General features: G+C 65.2%; 20 protein-coding genes. 11 read left to right on the forward strand and 9 right to left on the reverse strand.

The window, feature by feature from the left end; translation table 11 throughout:
* The first annotated feature begins 33 nt into the window (after positions 1-33).
* Positions 34-1,176: a C45 family peptidase gene (locus tag J2Y55_RS03855; RefSeq protein ID WP_310147761.1), complete on the forward strand. Its 1,143-nt coding sequence runs from the start codon at positions 34-36 to the stop codon at positions 1,174-1,176.
* Between the two features lie 46 nt (positions 1,177-1,222).
* On the forward strand, positions 1,223-2,815 hold the full coding sequence (locus tag J2Y55_RS03860; protein ID WP_310147763.1) for an ABC transporter substrate-binding protein: 1,593 nt from the start codon (positions 1,223-1,225) through the stop codon (positions 2,813-2,815).
* Here J2Y55_RS03860 and J2Y55_RS03865 read toward each other — a convergent pair.
* Positions 2,758-3,459, reverse strand: coding sequence for a GntR family transcriptional regulator (locus J2Y55_RS03865; protein WP_310147765.1), 702 nt, complete (start codon positions 3,457-3,459; stop codon positions 2,758-2,760). The two genes, J2Y55_RS03860 and J2Y55_RS03865, sit on opposite strands and share 58 nt — an antisense overlap.
* Positions 3,460-3,566: 107 nt before the next feature.
* Between J2Y55_RS03865 and J2Y55_RS03870 the strand changes: the two genes are divergently transcribed.
* From J2Y55_RS03870 to ggt, 7 genes are all read left to right on the forward strand, one after another.
* Positions 3,567-4,451: an alpha/beta hydrolase family protein gene (locus tag J2Y55_RS03870; protein ID WP_310147767.1), complete on the forward strand. Its 885-nt coding sequence runs from the start codon at positions 3,567-3,569 to the stop codon at positions 4,449-4,451.
* A 30-nt stretch (positions 4,452-4,481) separates the two neighbouring features.
* Positions 4,482-6,029 carry an ABC transporter substrate-binding protein gene (locus J2Y55_RS03875; protein ID WP_310147769.1) on the forward strand — a complete coding sequence of 516 codons (1,548 nt, stop codon included), beginning with the start codon at positions 4,482-4,484 and terminating at the stop codon, positions 6,027-6,029.
* Positions 6,030-6,087: 58 nt separating this feature from the next.
* The gene (locus J2Y55_RS03880) at positions 6,088-7,641 is read left to right on the forward strand and encodes an ABC transporter substrate-binding protein (protein ID WP_310147772.1); all 1,554 of its coding nucleotides are present in this window, start codon (positions 6,088-6,090) and stop codon (positions 7,639-7,641) included.
* Between the two features lie 35 nt (positions 7,642-7,676).
* On the forward strand, positions 7,677-8,621 hold the full coding sequence (locus J2Y55_RS03885) for an ABC transporter permease (RefSeq protein ID WP_310147774.1): 945 nt from the start codon (positions 7,677-7,679) through the stop codon (positions 8,619-8,621).
* Complete coding sequence (locus J2Y55_RS03890) at positions 8,618-9,436, forward strand: ABC transporter permease (protein ID WP_310147776.1); 819 nt, start codon at positions 8,618-8,620, stop codon at positions 9,434-9,436. Before J2Y55_RS03885 ends, J2Y55_RS03890 begins: the two co-directional genes overlap by 4 nt.
* On the forward strand, positions 9,433-11,118 hold the full coding sequence (locus J2Y55_RS03895) for an ABC transporter ATP-binding protein (protein ID WP_310147778.1): 1,686 nt from the start codon (positions 9,433-9,435) through the stop codon (positions 11,116-11,118). Before J2Y55_RS03890 ends, J2Y55_RS03895 begins: the two co-directional genes overlap by 4 nt.
* Before the next feature lie 140 nt (positions 11,119-11,258).
* Positions 11,259-12,875, forward strand: a complete 1,617-nt coding sequence (ggt, locus tag J2Y55_RS03900) for a gamma-glutamyltransferase (protein ID WP_310147781.1) — start codon at positions 11,259-11,261, stop codon at positions 12,873-12,875.
* Between the two features lie 78 nt (positions 12,876-12,953).
* Here the strand turns inward: ggt and J2Y55_RS03905 are convergent, their stop codons facing one another.
* From J2Y55_RS03905 to J2Y55_RS03935, 7 genes are all read right to left on the reverse strand, one after another.
* Positions 12,954-13,976, reverse strand: coding sequence for an amino acid ABC transporter substrate-binding protein (locus tag J2Y55_RS03905; protein ID WP_310147783.1), 1,023 nt, complete (start codon positions 13,974-13,976; stop codon positions 12,954-12,956).
* Between the two features lie 108 nt (positions 13,977-14,084).
* The gene (gene metC, locus J2Y55_RS03910) at positions 14,085-15,269 is read right to left on the reverse strand and encodes a cystathionine beta-lyase (RefSeq protein ID WP_310147785.1); all 1,185 of its coding nucleotides are present in this window, start codon (positions 15,267-15,269) and stop codon (positions 14,085-14,087) included.
* 118 nt (positions 15,270-15,387) lie between these two features.
* A complete protein-coding gene (locus tag J2Y55_RS03915; protein WP_310147787.1) occupies positions 15,388-16,545 on the reverse strand; it encodes an amidohydrolase in 1,158 nt (385 codons plus the stop codon).
* Positions 16,546-16,585: 40 nt separating this feature from the next.
* Complete coding sequence (locus J2Y55_RS03920; RefSeq protein ID WP_310147789.1) at positions 16,586-17,293, reverse strand: amino acid ABC transporter permease; 708 nt, start codon at positions 17,291-17,293, stop codon at positions 16,586-16,588.
* Positions 17,235-17,894, reverse strand: a complete 660-nt coding sequence (locus J2Y55_RS03925; RefSeq protein ID WP_310147791.1) for an amino acid ABC transporter permease — start codon at positions 17,892-17,894, stop codon at positions 17,235-17,237. Before J2Y55_RS03925 ends, J2Y55_RS03920 begins: the two co-directional genes overlap by 59 nt.
* A gap of 26 nt (positions 17,895-17,920) precedes the next feature.
* Complete coding sequence (gene ehuB, locus J2Y55_RS03930) at positions 17,921-18,802, reverse strand: ectoine/hydroxyectoine ABC transporter substrate-binding protein EhuB (protein ID WP_310147793.1); 882 nt, start codon at positions 18,800-18,802, stop codon at positions 17,921-17,923.
* Positions 18,803-18,921: 119 nt separating this feature from the next.
* The gene (locus J2Y55_RS03935; RefSeq protein ID WP_310147796.1) at positions 18,922-19,797 is read right to left on the reverse strand and encodes a LysR substrate-binding domain-containing protein; all 876 of its coding nucleotides are present in this window, start codon (positions 19,795-19,797) and stop codon (positions 18,922-18,924) included.
* Positions 19,798-20,162: 365 nt separating this feature from the next.
* Between J2Y55_RS03935 and J2Y55_RS03940 the strand changes: the two genes are divergently transcribed.
* Complete coding sequence (locus J2Y55_RS03940) at positions 20,163-20,411, forward strand: hypothetical protein (protein WP_310147798.1); 249 nt, start codon at positions 20,163-20,165, stop codon at positions 20,409-20,411.
* Between the two features lie 136 nt (positions 20,412-20,547).
* A complete protein-coding gene (locus J2Y55_RS03945; protein WP_310147800.1) occupies positions 20,548-20,919 on the forward strand; it encodes a VanZ family protein in 372 nt (123 codons plus the stop codon).
* Between the two features lie 55 nt (positions 20,920-20,974).
* On the opposite strand, the gene J2Y55_RS03950 is transcribed toward J2Y55_RS03945, so the two are convergent.
* Positions 20,975-22,429 (reverse strand): undecaprenyl-phosphate glucose phosphotransferase, encoded by a 1,455-nt coding sequence (locus tag J2Y55_RS03950; RefSeq protein WP_310147803.1) that lies wholly within the window; start codon positions 22,427-22,429, stop codon positions 20,975-20,977.
* Positions 22,430-22,751: the final 322 nt, after the last annotated feature.

The raw sequence follows: 22,751 nt of genomic DNA on the forward strand, positions 1-22,751 counted from the left end.
GCGGCACGCCAGAGCACTATGAGGAGCCCGACCATGGTTGAACCTTGCCCCTTCGTCGATGTTTCGGGTTCGCCCTATGAGCGCGGCCGCCAGCATGGCGCCGCGGTGCCGCAGCGCGTCAAGCGCTCGATCGAGCTCTATGGCAGCCAGCTCGGGAATCTCGGCTTCGACGCTGCCGCGAAATCGGCCCTGATCGCCGAATTTGCTCGCGAGATCGAAGCCTTCGGTGCGCATTACATCGAGGAGATGCGCGGCATCGCCGACGGCGCCAAGGTGCCGCTCGAAGACATCATCATGATCAATGCCCGCACCGAGGTCATCGCCAAGGCCAAGCTCATCAAGAGCACGCCGATCGCCGAGACCGAAGAGCTCGACGATGGCTGCACGGGCGCTGTGATCCTGCCCGAGCGCAGCGCCAGCGGTGAATTGATCCACGGCCAGAACTGGGACTGGAAGGCCGAATGCGCGGAGACCGCGATCGTGCTGCGGGTGCGCCGCGAGGACGGGCCGGATTTCCTGACCTTCGTCGAGGCCGGCGGCCTTGCCCGCTGCGGCACCAATGCGGCCGGCATCAGCATCACCGCGAACTATCTCGAATCCGAGCGCGATTTCACGCAGGTGGGCGTGCCGCTCGCCCTGATCCGCCGCAAGGTGCTGGAGCAGGAGCATCTCGCCTTCGCGATCAAGGCGGTCGCGACGACGCCCAAGGCCTGCTCGAACAATATGATGCTCTCGACGGTGAAGGGCTTCGCGATCGACTTCGAATGCGCGCCGGACGAGGCCTTCCCGATCTACCCCAGCGAGGGGCTGATTGTGCACGCCAATCACTGGGTCGGGCAGATCGCGCTGACGAAGCTGAAGGACACCGGCATTCCGCGCGTCCCCGAGAGCTTCTACCGCGACTGGCGGGTGAAGAAGCTGCTCGACGAGGCTGGCGAGAAGCTGACGGTCGCTGACCTCAAGCACGCCTTCTTCGACGATTTCCTCACCCCCCATTCGGTCTGCCGGCCGCCGCGCCTCAACGATGCCGGTAATCTCTCGGCCACCGTCGCGATGGTGATCATGGAGCCCAGCAAGGGGAGCATGGAGGTCGCGCTGCTGCCGGCGCTGAACCGGGTCTTCACGCGCTACAGCCTGACGGACGAGCCGGTCACGCTCGCACAGGCCGCCGAATAGCGGAATCCACACGCCGGCCGAACAGCTCGTCAAAAAAGAGGGGAACATGCCGATGCGTCGATGGAATTCGTGGTTCGCAAGTCCTGCTGCAAGCCTCGCAGCACGTCTCGCTGCCGGCCTCATGCTGGGCGGGGCGATCACCGCTTCGGCGCAGGCGAGCAGCCTGCGCGTCCAATTGCCCTTCGACATCCGTTCGATCAATCCCGGCGTCAACCGCGACCACAACACCGACGGCGTCGTGCTCCATATGGTCGAGGGGCTGGTCGCTTATGGCGAGGATGCCTTGCCCAAGCCGCTGCTGGCCGAGAAGATCGATATCTCCGGCGACGGCAAGACCTACAGCTTCACGCTGCGCCAGGGCGTGAAGTTCCACAACGGCGCCAGCCTGAGCTCGGATGACGTGGTCTGGAGTTGGAATCGCTACATGGACCCGAAGACGGATTGGCGCTGCCTGTCCGAATTCGACGGGCGCGGCACGGTCAAGGTCGAGAGCGTGACGGCGCCTGATGCGCGCACGGTCGTGTTCACGCTGGACAAGCCGAGTGCGCTGTTCCTGACCTCTCTGGCGCGTACCGACTGCGCCATGACGGGCATCCTGCACAAGGATTCCGTCAAGGCCGATGGCAGCTTCGACAGGCCGATCGGAACCGGCCCGTTCAAGCTCGGCGAGTGGAAGCGCGGCGAATACATCAAGCTGGAGCGCTTCGCCGACTACGCGTCCCTGCCGGGCAAGATCGATGGCCTGACCGGGGCGAAGCGGCCGCTCGTCGACGAGCTCCGTTTCGTCATCATCCCCGACAGCGCCACCGCCAAGGCGGCGCTGGAGCGCGGCGATGTCGACGTCGTCCCCGATGTCGCCAATGCCGATGTGGCCGAGCTCAAGAAGGGTGGCAAGGTTTCGCTGTCCGTCGTCTCCAGCATGGGCCTCGTCGGTTTGATCATCCAGACGCGCGACCCGGTGCTGGGCAACGTCAAGCTGCGCCGAGCCATTGCGGCTGCGATCGACGCCGACGAACTCGTTGGCGCGGTGACGGACGGCATCGGCAAGCCCAATCAGTCGATCGTGCCGGCGCTTTCGGCCTATCACGGCCCGGTCGAGCAGCAAGGCGTGACATACGATCCCGCAGCGGCGAAGAAGCTGCTCGCCGAGGCCGGCTACAAGGGCGAGAAGATCGTCATGCTGGCGAACAAGCGCTACACGAACAGCTTCGATGCCGCCGTCATTGCCCAGCAGATGTTGAAGACGGCCGGGATCAATGTCGAGATCGAAGTGCTGGAATGGGCGACGCAGCTCGATCGCTACAACAAGGGCAATTACCAGATCCAGGCCTTCCCCTATTCGGGCCGGCTCGACCCGTCGCTGTCCTTCGAATCGATGACCGGCCCGAAGGACAAGCAGCCGCGCAAGCTCTGGGACGATCCGGAGGTGCAGGCCCTGCTCGACAAGTCGATGGTCGTCGCCGGGAAGGCCGAGCGTCAGGCGATCTTCGACGAATTGCACAAGCGCTTCATCGCCGATGTGCCGATGGTGATGCTCTATAACGGCATCGTCAGCGGCGCCTTCTCGAAGCGGGTCAAGGGCTACACCTCGTCGCTGACCTCGTTGCCCCGGCTCTGGGAGGTCTCGGTCGATGGCTGAGCGCGTGCCTCGGTCTCGAGCATGTCCTTGACGATATGATGGGCGATCAGCCCGGAGAGGCGCGTCGCATCGCCTGCACGCAGCGCCTCGATCATGGCGTGGTGGTCGCGGTCGCTGTTGAGCAGCGCCTGATGCGAACTCCAGACGGTGACGGAGGAGCCGCGCGAGCGGTCCCTCAGCCCCCAGATCGTCTCTTCGAGCACGGAGTTGCCGCAGACCGCATACATCAGATGGTGGAAGGCGCTGTTGATTTCGCTCTGCTCGATGCGCGTGCCGCTCAGGACGGCCTGGCTGAAGCGATCGGCGAGTTCGCTCAATCGCGCGATCGTCGCGGCATCGATGCCGGCGACGATGCCGGGCGCGGCAGCGGTCTCCAGGATGATGCGGGTGTCCCGGATCGCACGCTGGGTCTTCAGGTCGATCTCGGCGACACGGTAGCCGCGATTGGGGACATGTTCGATGGTCTTGCGGACGGCAAGTTCATCGAGCGCGCTGCGCACGTCGAAACGCGTCGCCTTGAAGGCCTCTTCGAGATCGATCTGGCGCAGCCACTCGCCCGGCCGGTAGGCCCGCATATGGATCGCTTGCGCGATCTCGCTGGCCAGCGCGCGCTTCTCTCTGTGGCGGATCGGACGAGTCGTCATCGGGTGTGTTTAGCAGATTCCAGATTTGTCGCATCGGGGCGTTGCGAGCTCCACAATAACATGCAACATAATTGGCGCCAATTATTACGCCAATTGAAAGGCGCGCCATGACCGCTCCCGCAACCGCCTCCTCCCAGCTGGAAGACGCCGCCGCGATCGCCCGCGCGCTCTACGATCTCGGCCCGACGCCGGTGATCGCCTGCAAGGCCGATCCGCGCTTCAGCTATTGCCTCTATGTGCCCAAGACGCTGGGGCAGGGCGGCGAGCCGCCGGAACTTGTCGTCGCCATGCACGGCACCGGGCGCGGCTTCACCGGCTATCGCGACGCCTTCGAGGAATTCGCGCGCTGGAACAACTGCGTCGTGCTGGCGCCGCTGTTTCCGATCGGCGTGCTCGGCGACGATAATCGCGACGGCTTCAAATATATGCGCGAAGGCGAGATCCGTTACGATCATGTTCTGCTCGCCATGGTCGACGAGGTGGCGCAGCGCTATGGCCTGAGCATCGATCGCTTCGCCCTGTTCGGCTATTCCGGCGGCGGCCATTTCGCCCATCGCTTCCTGATGCTGCAGCCGCAGAAGCTCTGGGCCTGCTCGATCGGCGCGCCGGGTTCGGTGACCTTGCTCGACCCGACGCGCGACTGGTGGGTCGGCACCCGCAACATGGCGCAGCTCTTCGGAGTGGCTCCCGATATCGAGGCGATGCGCCAGGTTCCGGTGCAGATGATCGTCGGCGCGGCCGATCTCGAGACCTGGGAGATCACCCACAAGCAGGGCGGCCGCAACTGGATGCCGGACGCCAACCATGCCGGCGCGACGCGCCCCGAGCGACTGGCGAGCCTGCAGAAATCCTTCGAGGCCGCGGGCGTGTCGGTGCGCTTCGATCTCGTGCCCAACATGGCCCATGACGGCCTGAGGGCCGTGCCGCGCGTGCAGGATTTCTTCGCCGATGTGCTGGCCCGCCGACGCGGTGGCGCGGCCAAGGCCGCCTGACGATTGCCGACGGGGCAGGGAGGGAGACAGATGGATTGGAAAGCGACAGCTGCCCTTGCCCTCCTGCTCGGCACCGCCTCCGCTGCGGCGCAACAGCCGATCACGGTTGCGCTCAACGCCGACATCCGCTCGACCAATCCCGGCGTCAATCGCGACGACAACACGGACGCGATCGTGCTGCATATGGTCGAGGGGTTGGTCGGCTATCGCGAGAATGGTGCGGTCGCGCCCCTGTTGGCGGAAGCGGTCGAGGTCTCGCCGGATGGCAAGACCTACAGCTTCCGGCTGCGCAAGAGCGTGAAGTTCCACAACGGCGCCGAGATGACCTCGGCCGATGTGATGTGGAGCTGGAACCGCTACATGGATCCGAAGACGGATTGGCGTTGCCGCTCCGAATTCGACGGCCGCACCGGGATGAAGGTCGTCGAGGTGGCGGCGCCCGACGCTGCGACCTTCGTCATGACCCTGGATAAGCCGAGCGCACTGTTCCTCGACACGATGGCGCGCACGGACTGCGCCATGGTCGGGATCCTGCACAAGGATTCCGTCAAGGCCGATGGCAGCTGGGACCGGCCCATCGGCACCGGCCCCTTCATGCTGGGCGAATGGAAGCGCGGTGAATCCGTTTCGCTCAAGCGCTTCGACGGCTATGTCTCGCCGCTGGGCGATGGGCGCGATGGTTATGTCGGGCGCAAGCGCGCGCTCGTTCCGGAAGTGCGTGTGCTGGCCATTGCCGACGGCGCCACTGTCAAGGCGGGGCTGATGTCGGGCGCGATCGACGTTGCGGACGTACCCGATTCCGATGTGGCGGAGATGCGGAAGAGCGCCGCGATTCAGGTCCTGACCGCGCCGAGCGCGACCAAGCACGCCATCCTGTTCCAGACGCGCGATCCGCTTCTCGGCAACGTCAAGCTGCGCCAGGCGATCGCGGCCGCGCTCGACCTCGACGAGCTGGTCGCGCAGGCTTCCAACGAGCTCGGCAAGACGAATAATTCGGCGATCTACGTGACCTCGCCCTATTACGACGAGGCGCAGCGCAAGCGCTATCAGGCCGACCCGGCCAAGGTGAAGCGCCTCCTGGCTGAGGCCGGCTACAAGGGCCAGCCGATCAAGATCATCGCCAATAAGCGCGCGACCGTGCCGAGCTTCCCGGTCGCGGTCGTGACCCAGGCCATGCTGCAGGCCGCCGGCATCAAGGCGGAGATCGAGGTGCTGGAATGGGCGACGCAGCTCGACCGCTACAGCAAGGGCAACTACCAGATGATGTCCTTCAGCTATTCGGCCCGCATCGACCCGGCCCAGAGCTACAACCAGTTCAGCGGTCCCAAGGACCAGTTCCCGTCCAAGGCCTGGGATAATCGCCGCGCCGACGAGCTGATCGAGCAGGCGACCCTGATCTCCGACCCGGCCCGGCGCCAGAAGCTCTTCGATGAATTGCACGAGCTGATGCTGGCCGATGCACCCTTGATCTTCCTCTACAACCAGGTCGACACGGCGGTCGTGTCCAAGCGCCTGCGCGGCTTCGCGCCCTGGGTGGCGTCCAAGCCTAGGCTCTGGGAGGTCAGCGTCGCCCCCTGAGCGACGGCACTCGCGGAAACCGACCAAAAACAGATAACAAAACTGGGGAACTCTCGACATGAACCGTCTGTCCGCCCATCTGATCGGCGCTGCCGTCGCCGCCACGCTTGCTGGCCCTGCGCTGGCGCAGTCGCTCACCGTCTCGGTCGCTGCCGACGTCCGCAGCATCAATCCCGGCGTCAACCGGGACGACAACACCGACGATTTCGTGCTGCAGATGGTCGAGGGCCTCGTGGGCTATGACGAGGGCGGCACGCCTGGCCCGCTGCTCTCCGAGAAGATCGACGTCTCCTCGGACGGCAAGACCTACACCTTCGCCCTGCGCAAGGGCGTGAAGTTCCACAACGGCGCGCCCCTGACCTCGGCGGACGTCGTGTGGAGCTGGAACCGCTACATGGACCCGAAGACGGACTGGCGCTGCCTGACCGAATTCGACGGCCGGAACGGGCTCAAGGTCGAGGCGGTGGAGGCTCCCGACGCCAATACCGTGACGATGAAGCTGAATGCGCCCAACGCGCTCTTCCTCGACGCGCTGGCGCGCACCGACTGCGCCATGGCCGGCGTGATCCACAAGGATTCGGTCAAGGCCGACGGCTCCTTCGACAAGCCGATCGGCACCGGCCCGTTCAAGATGGGTGAGTGGAAGCGCAACGAATATTTCACGATGAGCGCCTTCGAGGGCTACGCCTCGCCGAAGACCGACGGCAAGATCGACGGCTATCTCGGCTCCAAGCGCCCGCTGGTGAAGGATGTGAAATTCCTCATCGTGCGCGACCCCGCAACGGTCAAGGCCGGCCTGCTTTCGGGCGCCATCGACATGGGCGGTATCCTCAACAGCGATGTCGACGAGCTGCGCAAGGCCGCAAACCTGACCGTCCAGGTCGGGACCAATGCCGTGCGCCATGGTCTGCTGATCCAGACGCGTGACCCGCTGCTCAAGAACGTCAAGCTGCGCCAGGCCATTGCCGCCGCTATCGACTATGACGAGCTGGTTTCGGCGGCTTCTGCCGATCTCGCCAAGCCGAACAATTCGCCGCTCTATCCCGGCTCGTCCTATTTCGGCGATGTCGAGAAGCAGGGCTTCAAATACGATCCGGCGCAGGCAAAGAAGCTGCTTCAGGAATCCGGCTATAAGGGCGAAACCATCACCATCCTCGCCAATAAGCGTCCGACCGCGGTGAGTTTCCCGCAGGCGGTCGTCGCGCAGTCCATGCTGCAGGCCATCGGCATCAAGGTGGAGATCGAGGTGCTGGAATGGGCGACCCAGCTCGACCGCTACAACAAGGGCAACTACCAGATGCAGGCCTTCTCGTTTTCGTCGCGCTTCGATCCGGCGCTCGGATTCGAGCAGTTCTCCGGCAATAAGGACAAGCAGCCCCGCAAGATCTGGGAGGAGCCGCAGGCGCTGGCCCTGATCGACAAGGCGATGGTGGTCGCCGACAAGGCCGAGCGCCAGAAGCTCTTCGATGAATTGCACAAGCGTTACATCGCCGAGGTGCCGATGATCTTCACCTTCAACGGCGTCGAGCCCTATGCCATGTCCAAGCGCGTCAAGGGGTTCGAGGCCTGGCAGTCCAAGCAGCGCATGTGGGAAGTCACGCTCGCCAACTGAGCCATCCCCGACAGTCCTGAACCGGGGAGAGCCCGATGCTGCGTTTTGCACTGACCCGGATCGTGATGGCGATCCCGACCCTGCTGATTGTGGCGGTGTCGGTCTTCGTCCTGATCCGTCTGATACCGGGAGATCCTGCCTCGCTGATGCTGGGCGATCTCGCGACGCCCGCCTCGATCGCTGACCTGCGGGCCCGGCTCGGGCTCGACCAGAGCCTGTTCACGCAGTTCGGCATCTGGTTCGGCAATCTGCTGAAAGGCGACCTCGGCATTTCGATCAACAGCCAGGAGCCGATCCTGCCGCTGATCCTGTCGCGCTTCTGGGTCAGCGCCCAGATCGTGCTGGTCGCGGTGTTCTTCGCCAGCCTCGTCGCTGTGCCGGCCGGCGTCATTGCAGCCTGGCGGCAGGATTCGATCCTCGACCTCGGCCTCGTCGGCGCTGCCACGCTCCTGCTCTCGATCCCGACTTTCTGGCTCGGCCTGCTGTTGCTGCTGTTCTTCGGTCTCAAGCTCGAATGGCTGCCGGTGGTGGGCTATGTCTCGATCGGTGACGACCCCTGGCGCGGCATCATCTATCTGATCATGCCGATCCTGACGCTGTTCCTGCATGAGATCGGCGTGATCCTGCGCATGGCGCGAGCCTCGACGCTCGAGGTGCTGCGGCTCGACTACATCACCCATGCCCGCGCCAAGGGGCTCTCGGAAGGTGCGGTGCTCTGGCGCCACGCCTTCAAGAACGCCTTCGGGCCGACCTGGACGCTGATCGGCCTCGTGCTCGGCAATCTCCTGGGCGGCATCGCGGTCGTTGAAACCGTCTTCACCATTCCGGGACTGGGCCGGCTCCTGGTCGATTCGATCTTCGCCCGCGACTACCCCGTCATCCAGGGCTGCATGCTCTTCGTCGCCTTCTGTTACGTGCTGGTGAATCTCGTGATCGATCTCTGCTATCCCATCTTCGACCCGAGGGTGACGGCGCAATGAAGCTCCCCGCATTCAATGCGCTGATCGGGGGCGGCCTCATCGGCGGTCTCGTCATCGCGGCCGGCATGGGCGCGCTCTGGACGCCCTATGATCCGCTCAAGCTCTCCTTTCGCGAGAAGCTCGCCGCGCCCAGCGCGGCGCATTGGCTCGGCACCGACGAATTCGGCCGCGATGTGCTCTCGCGCCTGATGGCGGGCGCTGCCACGAGCGTCTGGATCAGCCTGCTGACGGTGGCGCTTGCCGTGATCTTCGGCACGCTGATCGGTCTGTTCTCGGGCTATGTCCGCGGCTGGGTCGACCGGGTCATCATGGCCTTCAACGACGCGCTGCTGGCCTTCCCCGGCATCCTGCTGGCGCTCGGCCTGCTGGCGGTCGTCGGCGCCAACAAATACGGCATCATCGTCGCGCTCGGCATCGCCTATACGCCGTCGGTCGCGCGTATCGTGCGCGGCACGGTTTTGTCGTTGCGCGAGAAGGAGTTCATCGCCGCCTCGCGCGTGATGGGCAATTCCGAGGCCTTCACCATGGCCCGCCACATCCTGCCCAACTGCATCGCACCCTTGACCGTGCTGGCGACCTCGATGTTCGGCTATGTGCTGCTGGCCGAGAGTTCGCTCTCCTTCCTGGGGCTGGGCGTGCCGCCGCCGGCGCCGACCTGGGGCAATATGCTCGCCGGAGCGCGGCCCTATCTCGGCCAGGCGATGTGGCTCGGCATCTTTCCCGGCCTGTGCATCTCGCTGACGCTGCTCGGCATCAACCTGCTCGGCGACGCGGTGCGCGACCGGCTCGATCCGCGGATGAGGGGCTTGCGATGAGCACTGGAAAACCCGTGCCGGCGAGCAAGCCCTTGCTCTCGGTATCCAATCTCACGCTCAGGATCGGCGCGTCCGGCAAGACCGTCGTCAACGATGTCGGCTTCTCGGTCTCGCCGGGCGAGATCGTCGGCATCGTCGGGGAATCCGGCTCCGGCAAGACACTGGCCGCGCGCGCCATCATGGGCTTCGTCCCGCCGGCGGTGAAGCTGGTTTCCGGTTCGATCCTGTTCGAGGGCGACGAGATCACCACGATGGCGCCCAAGCGCCTGCGTGCGGTGCGCGGCTCCAAGGTCGGCATGGTCTTCCAGGAGCCGATGACCTCGCTCAACCCGTCGATGATGATCGGCCGTCAGCTCGAGGAGGGCCTTGCGCTGCACCGGGATCTCGACGCGGCCGGCCGGCGGGCGCTGATCCTCGACATGCTCCGGCGCGTCGGCCTCTCCGATCCCGAAGGTGCGCTTCACGCCTTCCCCCACCAGTTCTCCGGCGGTATGCGCCAGCGCATCATGCTGGCCTCGGTGATGCTGCTGAAGCCCGCCTTGCTGCTTGCCGACGAGCCGACGACCGCGCTCGACGCGGTCGTCCAGCGCGATGTCATGGAGCTGATGGTCGACCTGACCAAGGAGAACGGCACCGCTGTCCTGCTGATCTCGCATGATCTCGGCATGGTCGCGCGCTACTGCAGCCGCATCGTCGTGATGAGCCAGGGCGACGTCGTCGAGCAGGGCGCGGCCGAGGACATCCTGGCGCGGCCGCAGCACCCCTATACCCGCAAGCTGCTCGCCGCGATGCCGCTGCGCGGCCTGGCCCGCGAGCTCCCACAGGCGAAGACGCCGATCGTCGCGGTCCGCGATCTCGTCGTCGATTATCCCGGCCGGCAGCGCTTCTTCCGCAAATCGGCGCCCAAGCGCGCGCTGCACGGTATCAGCCTCGCGGTGCAGCCGGGCGAGGTCGTCGCAGTCGTCGGCGGTTCGGGCTCGGGCAAGACCACGCTCGGCCAGTCCATCGCCGGCCTCGTCAAATCGAGCGGCGGCGAGATCCTGTTCAACGGCAAGCCGATCTTCAAGAGCGAGACGGCCTATTGGGATTACCGGCTGAACTGCCAGATGGTGTTCCAGGATCCCTATTCCTCGCTCGATCCGCGCATGTCCATCGGCGAACTCGTCACCGAGCCGTTGCGATTGGTGCCGGGCATGGGGGCTGCCGAGAAGAAGGCTCGCGTCGCCGAGGTGCTGGTCGAGGTCGGCCTCGGCAACGGTTTTGCCGACCGCTTTCCGCATGAGCTCTCCGGCGGCCAGCGCCAGCGCGTCGCGATCGCGCGCGCCGTGGTGCGCCGGCCGAGCTTCGTCATCGCCGACGAGCCGGTCTCGGCGCTCGACGTCACCGTGCGCGCCCAGGTGCTGGAACTCTTCGCGGAATTGCAGCGCAAGCACGGCTTCTCCTGCCTGTTCATCAGCCATGATCTCGGCGTGGTGGAGCAGGTCGCCGACCGTGTCGTGGTCATGCAGGAGGGCCGCATCGTCGAAGAAGGCTCGCGCGACCAGATCTTCGACGCTCCGCAGCACGCTTATACCCGCAAGCTGCTCTCGGCCGTGCCGGGGCTGGAAAGCAGCGGGGATGGCGGGGTGAGGCTGTTCTGGCGGTTGGGCGAGCCGGATACGGTGCAACCGAAATCGGGCTGACGATGCGACGTCATGGTCGGGCTTGACCCGACCATCTCGGAAACCAGCGTCAACTCCTCATGAGATTCTCGGGTCTCCGCTTCGTTCCGCCCGAGAATGACGGTCACCTGAGCGCTATCCCAATGTCAGAGGCCAGTTCGATGAAGAACGGAATGATCGTCTGCCCGCAACCCGAGGCCGCCGAGGCGGGGGCGGCCGTGCTGGAGCGCGGCGGCAATGCTATCGATGCCGCCATCGCCTGCGCCTTCATGCAGGGCGTGGTCGATCCGCTGATGAGCGGGATCGGCGGCTTCGGCTCGATGCAGCTCTACATGCCCGGCCGCGGCGTGCACCAGATCGTCGAGTTCTACGCAAAAGCCTCGCTCTCGGCGACGCCCGACATGTGGGTCGACAAATTGCTCGGCCAGTCGCGCGACGGCTTCGCCTTCCTGCTCGAGGGCGGCATCAGCGAGTTCGGCCATCTCGCCGCCTGCACGCCGGGCAGCGTCAAGGGCTATGATTATGCGCTCTCGCGCTTCGGCACGATGGACTGGGCCGATGTGATTGCGCCCGCGATCGCGCAGGCGCGGAGCGGCGTCCTGGTGCGCCCGCATATGCACTGGTTCTGGTCGCAGGATCAGAAGGGCTCGGGCCAGGTCAACACTGCCGACAAGCTGCGCTACAGTGAGACCGGACAGCAGGTGTATTTCCGGCCTGATGGCAGCCTGAAGCGCGTCGGCGATCTGCTCGCCAATCCCGACATGGCCAACACGCTCGAACGTCTCGCCAAGGGCGGTGCCGACCTCTTCTACAAGGGCGAGCTCGCCGAGGAGATCGCCGCCGACTTCGCGGCACATGGCGGCCTGATCTCGCGCGAGGATCTGGCGGCCTATGAGCTTTCGGTCGCCGAGCCGATCTGGGGCTCCTATCGCGGTCATCGCATCTCGACCAGCCCGCCGCCGGCGAGCGGCATGCTGATGCTGCAGATCCTCAACATGCTGGAGAATTTCGAGATCGGCGGGCTGAGCCATGGCGGCACGGAGCATGTCCGGCTGCTGGCCGAGGCGATGAAGCGCATGACCATCGACAAGGACCAGCATATGGGCGATCCGGCCTATGTCGACGTGCCGGTCGAGCGATTGATCTCGAAGGAGCATGCCGCCGGCCAGGCCGAGAGCATCCGCCGCGGCGAGCGCGCCGATGTGAAGCGGCTGGAGCGCTCCTCCTCGCGCGAGACCACCCATATCTCGGTGGTCGACAGCCAGGGCAACGCGGTCGCGCTGACGCATACGCTGGGCAGCCCGTCGGGCGCGATCACGCCGGGCCTGGGTTTCATGTATAACGGCACGATGAGCCGTTTCGATCCGCGCCCTGGCCGCGCCGGCTCGATCGCGCCGGGCAAGCGGCGCTCCTCCTCGGCTGCGCCGACCATCGTCTTCAAGGACGACAAGCCCTTCATCGTGATGGGCGCGCCCGGCGGCAGCTATATCGCGCCCGCCATGGCGCAAGGCATCATGAACGTCGTCGATTTCGGCATGTCGATGCTGGAGGCGGTTGCCGCGCCGCGCATCGTCGGAGTCTCGAATTCGATAGACATCTCGAACCGCATCCGTCGCAGCGTCAGCGATGAACTCGCGGCCCTGGGCTACGACATCAAGCGCTCGGCCCAGAGCTATCCCTTCGCGGCCCTGCACGGCATCAGGATCGATGACGGGCGTTGCTCTGGCGGCGCCGACCCGCAGCGCGACGGCATGGCGATCTCGGTGCCGGTGGCCTGATCTGCGGCATGCAGGCGGTCGCGATCGATCGGGAGCACGGCACGCTGCTGGGTGCCTCCGACCGGCGCAGCGAGCCCCTCACCGGAAGGGTGGGCTGTACTGCAGGCCGCCTTGCGTCCAGAGGGCGTTGGGGCCGCGCGCCAGGCGCATGCGGGATTTTTGGCCGAGATGGCGCTCGAAGCTCTCGCCGTAATTGCCGACGGCGGAGATGATGCGCACGACCCAGTCATTGCTCACGCCCATCGCCTCGCCGAATTTTCCGTCCTGCCCGAGGAAGCGCTTGATCTCGGGATTGGTCGACTTGGTCATCTCGGCGATATTGGCCTTGGTGACGCCGAGCTCCTCGGCGTTGATCAGCGCAAACAGCGTCCAGCGCACGAGGTTGAACCAGACCTCGTCGCCGCTGCGGACCCAAGGGCCGAGCGGCTCCTTCGAGATCACCTCCGGCAGCACGACATGCTCTTCCGGCACGCGGAATTTCAGCATGTTGGCCGAGAGCGCCGAGATGTCGGTGGTGTAGGCGTCGCAGCGTCCAGCCTCATAGGCGCGCAAGGCTTCCTCGGAGGTGGCGAAGGCGGTGGGCTCGTATCTCTGGCCGAGCTTGCGGAAATAATCGGCGAGGTTGAGCTCGCTCGTCGTGCCCTGCGCCACGCAGATCGAGGCGCCGCCGAGCTGGCTCGCCGAGGTCACGCCGAGCCTCTTCGTCACCATGAAGCCCTGACCGTCATAATAGTTCACGCCGGTGAAGGTGACGCCCTGGCTGGCGTTTCGCGACAGGGTCCAGGTCGTGGTGCGCGGCAGCACATCGACCTCGCCGGCCTGCAATGCGATCAATCGGTCCTTCGAGGTCAGCGGGACATAGGCCGCCTTGTCCGGGTCGTTGAAGATCACGGCGGCGAGCGCCCGGCAGATATCGGTGTCGAAGCCTTCCCAGCGGCCATTGGCGTCCTGCAGTGAGAAGCCGGCGACGCCGGGGCTCGTGCCGCAAATGATCTTGCCGCGCTCGCGGATGGTTTTCAGCGTGTCGGCTGCGATGGCTGGCATGGCGAGGCTCGCAGCGAGCATGGCCGAGGCCGTCAGGCGGAGCAGTATGCGTTTCATTCGAGATCCCCTTTTTATCGATTTTGGACAAAGCTCTCCCTGCGCGGCGGTGCGTTGCCGCCGCGTCGTTCCTCTCCCGGAGGTGGTCTTGTTTCTAGCGACCTTGGCTCAGGCGACCTTGGCGGCCACCGGTCGTTCGAGTGCGACGAGCAGGGCGTCGAGATCGCTCCAGAGATCGTCGGGATCCTCCAGCCCGATGCTGATGCGCAGGACCGTGCCCGGATGTGTCCAGGGCTTGACCGTGCGGTCGCCCTTGACCGCCATCGGCGCGATCAGGCTGCGCGTGCCGCCCCAGGAGGCGCCGATCGCGAAGATCTTGAGCGCCGTCAGCGCGGCTTCGAGCTCCGCCTCGGCGACCGGCTTGAGCACCACGCTGAAGACACCCGAAGAGCGGCCCATGTCGCGCTTCCAGAATTCATGGCCGGGGCAGGACGGCAGCGCCGGATGCAGCACGGTCTCGACCGCCGGAGAATGCGTCAGGCGCTTGGCGAAATCCTCGGAGACGCGGCCCATATGGGCGACGCGCAGACCCATGGTCTCGATGCCGCGAAGCGCCAGCGCGCATTCGTCGGGCGAGACGCCGACGCCGAGCCCGCGCAAGGTCTCCTTGAGCTTCTGCCGCAGCGCCAAGTCGGCGACGGTGACCGAGCCGAGCAGCAGGTCGGAATGGCCGCCGACATATTTGGTCAGCGCCTCGCAGGCGAAATCGGCGCCATGCGCCAGCGGCTTGAACAGGAGAGGGGTCGCCCAGGTGTTGTCGCAACCGACGAGCGCGCCCTTGGCCTTGGCCGCCTTCGCGATGGCGGGCACATCCTGCACCTCCATGGTGCCCGAGCCCGGGGACTCCACCCAGACGAGCTTGGTCCTGTCGTCGATGAGGTCGGCGATGCGGGCGCCGATCAGCGGATCATAGACGCCGTAGTCGATGCCGCGCGGCTTGAGGTATTCCTCGCAGAAGCTGCGGACGGGCGGATAGACATGGTCGGGGATCAGCACCTTGTCGCCCGGCAGCAGCACCGAGAGCATCACGATGGTGACGGCGGCCTGGCCGGAGGGAACCAGAACCGTGCGCACGCCGCCATGGAGCTCGGAGAGCTGCGCTTCCAGCGTGCGCGTCGTCGGTGTGCCATGCAGGCCATAGGTATAGCCGTCGAAGCCGCGATATTTGCGGGCGGCGAAGCTCGCCGCATCGGGATAGACGATGGTTGAGGCGCGGTGCGTCGCGACGGCGAGGCTGGCATAGCCCTCGTCGGAGACGGCGGGGTGGTGAACGCAGCGGGTCAGGTCGTGCATGATGGGCCTCTTTCGATGCGTCAGGTTGACGGCCCTGACAGGTCGAGACAATCGAGCCGGGATCATGAGATCATGAGCCTGGCTTATGGTTCGTGGGCTTATGGCTTGCGGGAGACGCTCAGGCGCCCGGCGCCTCGGAGAGGGCGAGCCTGGCCACGTTCGACATCCAGCTCACGGCCACCGGCAGGATCGCGTCGTTGAAGTCGTAGCGGTTGTTATGAAGCTCGCCATCGGGACCCGCCGGCCCGTTGCCGATCCAGACATAGGCGCCTGGACGGTGCAGGCGCAGGAAGGAGAAGTCGTCGCCCGTGGTGCTGGGGCGAACATCCCGGCGGACAAGGACTCCTGCGGCACGCGCCGCCGCCACGGCAAGCTCAGCTTCATCCGGCGAATTGATGATGGGACGGCCGGTCGACAGAATCTCGACATCGGCGCGCATGCCATAGGCCTCGCAGATGCCCGCGACGATGCTTTCCATCCGCTTGATCACCGTCGCACGGACGTCCTGATCATAGGTCCGCAGCGTGCCGACAAGCGTGACGCTGCCGGGGATCTGGTTGCTGACGATGCCGCCATTGACCTGCGCGATCGAGAGCACGACGGCATCGACCGGATCGACGTTGCGCGAGACGATGGTGTGGAGCGCCACGATGAGATGGCCCGCAGCAACGATGGGGTCGCGCGTCTGATGGGGAATTGCGGCATGGCCAGCAAGGCCATGCAAGGTGATCTCCCAACGGCCGCCAGCTGCCATGACAGGCCCATTGTGGACCGCCACCGTGCCGGCCTCGATGCCCGGCCAGTTGTGGAAAGCGAAGACCCGCTCCATCGGGAAGCGCTCGAACAGACCATCGGCGATCATCGCCTTGGCGCCGACGCCGTTCTCCTCGGCGGGCTGGAAGATGAACTGAATCTGGCCCTTCCAGCTCTCGTCCTTCGCCAAGCTGGCGGCGGTGCCCAGGAGCGCGACGGTGTGCCCGTCATGCCCGCAGGCATGCATCAGGCCGGGAGAGGCGGAAGCGTAAGCCAGGTCGTTGGCTTCGGTGATCGGCAGGGCGTCCATGTCGGCACGCAGGCCGACCGTGCGGTTCGATCCGGGCCGCGACAGCGTCGCGACGACGCCGTTGCCGCCGACGCCCGCGACGAAGGGGATACCGAACTCGGCGAGCCTCTCCTGGACGAAGGCTGCCGTCGCGCTCTCGTGCTCCGAAAGCTCCGGATGCGTGTGCAGACGGTGGCGCCACTGCGTGAGCTTGGCAAGAAGTTCGGTTTCCATAGGCAGGAGCTCGTTTGGCAGAGAAAGGGATAGTGAGGGGTCAGCGCCGGGCCGAGAGCGCAAGACGCGCTTCCAGTCCATGGATCAGCCAGGAGAAGCTGACGGCGATGGAGAGGAAGATCGCTCCGACCACCATCATAGGCTCGCCATAGCGGAAGGTGTCCGAGGCGATATCGAGCGCCGAGCCGAAGGATTCCGGCACGGCGATGACGGCGAGATAAGGCGTCGATTTGAAAATCGAGATGAAATAGCTGCCCATCGGCGCGGCGATGTTGCGCAGCATCTGCGGCGCTACGACGAGGATGACGGTCTGCAGGCGGCCCAGTCCGAGCGCCTTGGCAGCCTCGAACTGGCCCCGCGCGATGCCGTCGATGCCAGCCTTGAAGACCTCGGCGAGATAGCCGCAATAATAGATGCTGAGCGCGGCGACCCCGACGACCAGAGCGGGCAGCTTGATGCCGTAGACCGGCAGCACGTAGTAGAGGAAGTAGAGCTGCACCAGCACCGGCGTCGAGCGGATGAAGTCGATGACGAAGCGCATGACGTAGCGCATCGGCATGCTGGAGCGCCGGGTGATCTCCAGCCCAAAACCGAGCAGCGCCGCGAAAACGCAGGACATCAGGGTCACGGCCAGCGTCGTCGTCAGCGACTTTCCTATGACCGGCAGGATGGCGGCTGCGAAGGCAAGGTCAAACGTCGTGGACGAGCTTCCGCCCGGCGCCGACCCGGCGCTCCAGCCAGCGCCCAACCACAGTCGCGGGATAGCAGATGACGAAATAGGCCAGCAGCAGCCCGGTATAGACCTTCACCGGGTCGTAGCTGAGCTGTGAGATCTCCTTGGCGCGAAAGGTCATGTCCGCGAGCGTGATCAGCGAGACCAGCGCCGTGCCCTTCACCAATTGGATGAACTGGTTGACGAAGGTCGGCATCATCGCGAGCAGGGCCTGCGGGAGTTCGATCAGGAGGAGAATCTGCCAGCGCCTCAGGCCGAGCGATCGGCCCGCCTCGGCCTGACCCCGGTCGAGCGCCTGCAGCGCAGCCCGTACCGCCTGGCTACCATAGGCGCCGATGTTGAGGCCAAGCACCATCGCGCCGACGGTCAGTCCAGACAGGCGCAGGCCGAAGCCCGGGAGCATGTAGTAGAAGGCATAGAGCAGGATGATCACCGGCGAGGAACGCCAGAACTCGATCACGGTGGTGACCGCCGCATGCGCCCAGCCCTTGGTGCTGTACTGCGCGACGCCGGCCATGAAGGCGAAGGGCACGGCATAGAGCATGCCGAGCGCGGTCACCGAAGCGGTGATCCGGAAGCCCTCGAAAATGCCCGACATCACCTCGGCGAAGGTCATCGGCTGTGCTCCCGACGCGCGCCGCTTCAGCTCTTGGGCGAGCAGAGCTCGGCGGTGGAGGCCTGCGGTGGCATTTCGGCTTCGGTGAAGCCGTATTTGGTCATGATCGCCTTCAATGTGCCGTCGGCTTTCAGCCTAGCAAGCTGAGCATTGTACAGGTCGCGCAGCGCCTGGTCCTTGGGCGCGAAGACGACGGCCGTCGCCATCATGTATTCCTGCCCACCCGGCTTGACGTAGCCCTTGAACGGCATGGCGCGCTCGACGCCCTTCATGTTTGGGTCGTCCATCAGACCGGCGACGCTGGGGGCCGAGAGGGTCGCCGCATCGACGCGGCCGGCCAACATGGCGCTGACCACGGCTTCGTTGTTCGGGAAGAGCAGCAAACGGTCTTCGGGCACGCCGGCGGCAAGTGCGCTTTTGGCGTTCTCGGTGCCGCGTCCGCCGCCGAGCTTGATGGCGGGGTTCTTCGCGATGTCCTCATAGCTGTGCAGGTTCAGCGGGTTGCCCTTGAGCACGAGCAGCCCGTCGCCGGCAGAGAGATCCGGTTCGCCGAACAGGATCTGCTGGCAGCGGGCGGGCGTGATGGCCACGCCCGAAGCGATGATGTCGAAGCGATTGGCCAGCAGGCCGGGGATCAGCGCTCCGAAATCGGCCACGGTGAACTCGATTGTCTTGACGCCGAGCGGGGCCAGAGCGGCGCGCACCAGATCGGGATGATAGCCGATCACAGCGCCATTCTTGTCGCGATAGCCCCAGGGCGCGCGGTTATGGATGCCGATGGTGATCGTCTTGCCGGCGAGCTCCTTGCCGGCCGGGGTGGCCTGCTGGGCTCGCGTTGCGCAGGGCGCGGCTGCTGCGAGGCCGAGCGCCATGACAGCCATCGTGATGCGTTTGGAAAAGAACGGCATGGCATGCTCCCCTCTATCTATCCTCTGCGACGATAGAGGGACGCGTTCGGGCGACAATCGCGTCGCGGTAATGAGACGATGCCTAGAATTTATACCTGTCCCGCGCCAGAGCGATTGCTTCAGCGTGCGGCCATCAGGCAGTCGATGAAATCGCGCACGAGCTGGGATTTGGGGCGGTCGAGCGGCAGGATCAGCAGGCTCTTGCTCTGGACCACGGGCTCGAAGGGCCGCAGCACCAGCCGGGTCGGGTCTGCTCCGGCGATGGCATAGGGGCTGACGAGGCCGACGCCGACACCCTCGGCCACCAGGGCGCAGACGGTCGCGGCATAGATCGTCTCGACCACGATGTTGGGGGCAACGCCGGCCTCGGCGAAGATCAGGTCGAGGCGCTGCCGGGCCCGGTCCTCAGGGACATAGGCGACGAAATCGACGCCATCGAGATGATGGGGGCCGATGATCTCCTTCGCTGCCAAGGGATGGCCCTGCGGCAGGGCGCAGAGGACGCGCGGTGTCACGAAGGATTGGTGCAGCACGCCGGTGACGTCGATCTCGTCCGCCGCCAGCCCGATGTCGAATTCGCCCGAGGCCACGCCGTCGCGTACGTCGCGGGAGGGCAGCACCATCAGCGTCACGCGGATATCGGGATGCGCCAGGCGGAAACGCTTCACCGCGCGCGGGACCAGAGAGGAGCCCAATGCCGAGAGCGAGCCTATGCGCAATTGGCCCGAGCCCTGGTCGCGGATGCGCGCGGCGGCCGCACGCAACGTGTCCATGCCGAGGAAGGAGCGCTCGATATCGGCGTAGAACAATTTGCCTTCCGGCGTCGGGATGATGCGGTTGCGGACGCGGTCGAACAGCGAAAAACCGATGGCGCGCTCCAGCTCCGCGATGGCGCGGCTGACGGCCGGCTGCGTCAGCCCGATCAGCTCGGCCGCGCGCGAGACGGTGCCGGCCTTCATGACGGCCGAGAAGATTTCGATCTGACGGTAGTTCACGCCAAGCTGCCCGCTAGTGGTTTGATTCCGACATTTGCTCCCCGATCTATATCGAGCTCGGAGCAAATGTCGGAATCACCAAAACCACTAGCAAATCTTTGGTTTTCTAGTGGAACTTATGAATTTGACATTTGCCGCGCGGCCGATATCGGGCGGGTCGCAAATGTCAAATTCGTTCCACTGGTCTCGGTCACCGGGCCGGCCTCTTCAGGCGCCCAGTCTCGCACAAGGCCGGCCGCTTCGCGAGTTGGCGCGTGCGTGGATTGACGGAGAGGTTCTTCAGGGCTGATGGCAACCGTTCATCTTGGCCTCGATATTGCTGATCTGGCGCGCCTTCGCGTTCTGTGCGGAATGGAGACGAATTGATGACGGGAATGGATGGGACGGCTCAGTTCGCCTGCAGCGCCTGCGGCTCGCCCTCGATCGTCCTCCCCGCTGTGCTGGCCGATGAAGCCGTCGTCTCCTGCGGGCGCTGTCAGAGTGCGTTGGGCTCCTGGCTCGGCTACAAATCCTATGTCAGCCGCTCGATCCATGCTGAATATGAGGCGGTTCCGGCGCTGCCTATGATCTGTGTCGATCCGATCATCGCGCCGGCATTGGCGGAGGCGCTCTGATCGCGGTCTTGCGTGTTACTTGCGTGGTTCCTGGTCGTTAGCGGATAGTCAGCCGGGCCGGATAATCTCAGCCGATGGCGGCGCCGATTCGATGGGTTGGCCGTGTCCGGCCGAGAATGCTGTGTCGAGGTTGTGCATGCGCGTCTTCAAATCGGCGGCCCTGGTTTGCGGCTGGATCGGGCTTGCCTATCTCGTCTGGGTTTCGATCATGCCGATCGGATCCAGGCCGCATCTCTTCGACGAGGTTCCGGACATCAGCCGCCTCCTCGGCTGGTTCGCCATCACATTGGCCTTCGCGATCGCCTATCCGCGCAGTCTCGGCCGGGTCCTGCTCGCGATGTCGGTCGCGATCGTCATGCTCGAAGCTGTCCAATATCTGGAGGTCACGCGCCATGGCCGGATTCACGACGCCGTGGTCAAGGTCGCGGGCGCGGCGGTCGCGGTCGTATTGACCCTGGGCTGTCTCGCGGTGGCGCGTAAGCGCGCGCCCGTGCAGGAGCCCTCCTGATCCGGCCCAGAGTCCCTAGCAGCCTCTCGCTCTGCGAGCCGGCGAGGCGCCGTGATCAGCCGGCATTGGAGAAGGCCTTCTTGCTGAAGACCGTCCGCAGCAGGATGCCGAGATCGAGCCAGAACGACCAGTTGTCGATGTACCAGTGGTCGTGGGCGATGCGCTTGGCCATCTTCTCATCGGTATCGGTCTCGCCGCGCAGGCCATTGACCTGCGCCCAGCCGGTGATGCCGGGCTTGACGTTATGGCGGCGCGCATAGAGCGCGATTTTGCGCTGGAATTCATGGTCATGCGCCAGGGCATGCGGACGCGGGCCGACCAGTGACATCTGGCCGGCGAGGACGTTCAGCAATTGCGGCAACTCGTCGAGATTGTAGCGCCGCAGCACGCGGCCGACGCGGGTGATGCGCGGATCGTTGCGCCGCGCCTGGCGAATGATGTCGCCGTCATCGGTCGTGGTCATGGTGCGGAACTTCAAGATGCGGAAGGTCCGCTGGTTGAAGCCGTAACGGCGCTGCAGGAACAAGACGGGACCAGCCGAGTCGAGCCGGATCACGACGGCGATCAGCAGCAGCAGCGGCAGGCTCAGGAGCAGGATCGTCAGCGCGCCGACCATATCGAAAATGCGCTTGGCGGCATTCTCGAGGGCGGACAACGCCGGCCGCGTCAGGCGCAAGCTGGCGAAGGTTCCGGTGCGAACGATATGGGGGTTGTCGAAACGGTCCATGATCCGTTCCGGGGCGAGGTGAATCGCGGCCGGCAGGTTCATGAAGGCGTCGATGCAGGCGTCGATCGCCTCCTGCTTCGACCAGGGCATGGCGATGTAGATCGCGTCCGGCTGCATCGCCCTGCATCGCGCGACGGCGGCGCCGAGATCGGCTGCGAGCGCATCGGGATCGTCGGTGTCGCCCAGGAAGGCGACGTCGACGATGGCGAAGCCGATGTTCCAGGGCTGGTGCCGCGAGACGAAGGACATGACGTCCCGCTCTCGCCCGATCAGGAAAATCCGCTCGGAGGTGATGCGCCCGGTCTTGCTCGCCATCGCGATGCTGCGGGTGATGGATGAGCGCGCCAGTGCGATCAGGAGAGGGGCGGTGAAATAGGTCGCGATGATCACGCCGCGCGAATAGTGATCGACGGTCTTGGCCATGAAGGTGATCGCGATGAAGGCGATCATGGTGATGTTCCAGACCGCGAAGGCCGCTGACACCTGGCCCTTGGTCGAGAGATAATTGGCGATCTGGTAGCGGCCGCGCAGCAGATTGCTGAAGACGAATATGGCGGCCAGCATCATCGCCAGCTCCAGCGTGATCCGGGGGCTTCCGAACTCATCGAAAGCCAGCACATGGTAGGTGACCGAGGTGAGGGCGACGATGGCCATGATCACGACGGCGTCGGTCAACGCGGTGATCAGGCCGATCCAGTGTCGCAAAGGGGAGCTGCGCTCTCGCTTGACGCGCGCCTCTCCGGTTCGACCGGCGGCGTAGTTCAGATCGTCGACGCTTGCCATCCTACCCGACTCCACCATTGCGCGGGAGCCCGAGGGTCCGTGCTGCAATCGGCGACCCGGATCGGAACACTTGTCCGGTCGGGAACGCTTTCGGTGGTGAAATCGCAAGCGGTGTACCGCTGCGGACTGCATCGAAATGAGACGAAATTCGGCGGGAACCGCCGTTCAGGGGATGGGACTTCCTGAACGGTCGATTTCGGCGGGCCTCGCTCCGCTTGAGCGTCACACCGTCGCGCGACCACCTGTTGCTGTCTGCCGGCCCTTTCCGCTGCGGCTAGGCTTGGCTATGACTGCCGTCTCCCGTAGTGAAATCTTGCCGATT

The organism is Allobosea sp. BE125 (assembly GCF_031456075.1).
GTDB lineage: Bacteria > Pseudomonadota > Alphaproteobacteria > Rhizobiales > Beijerinckiaceae > Allobosea.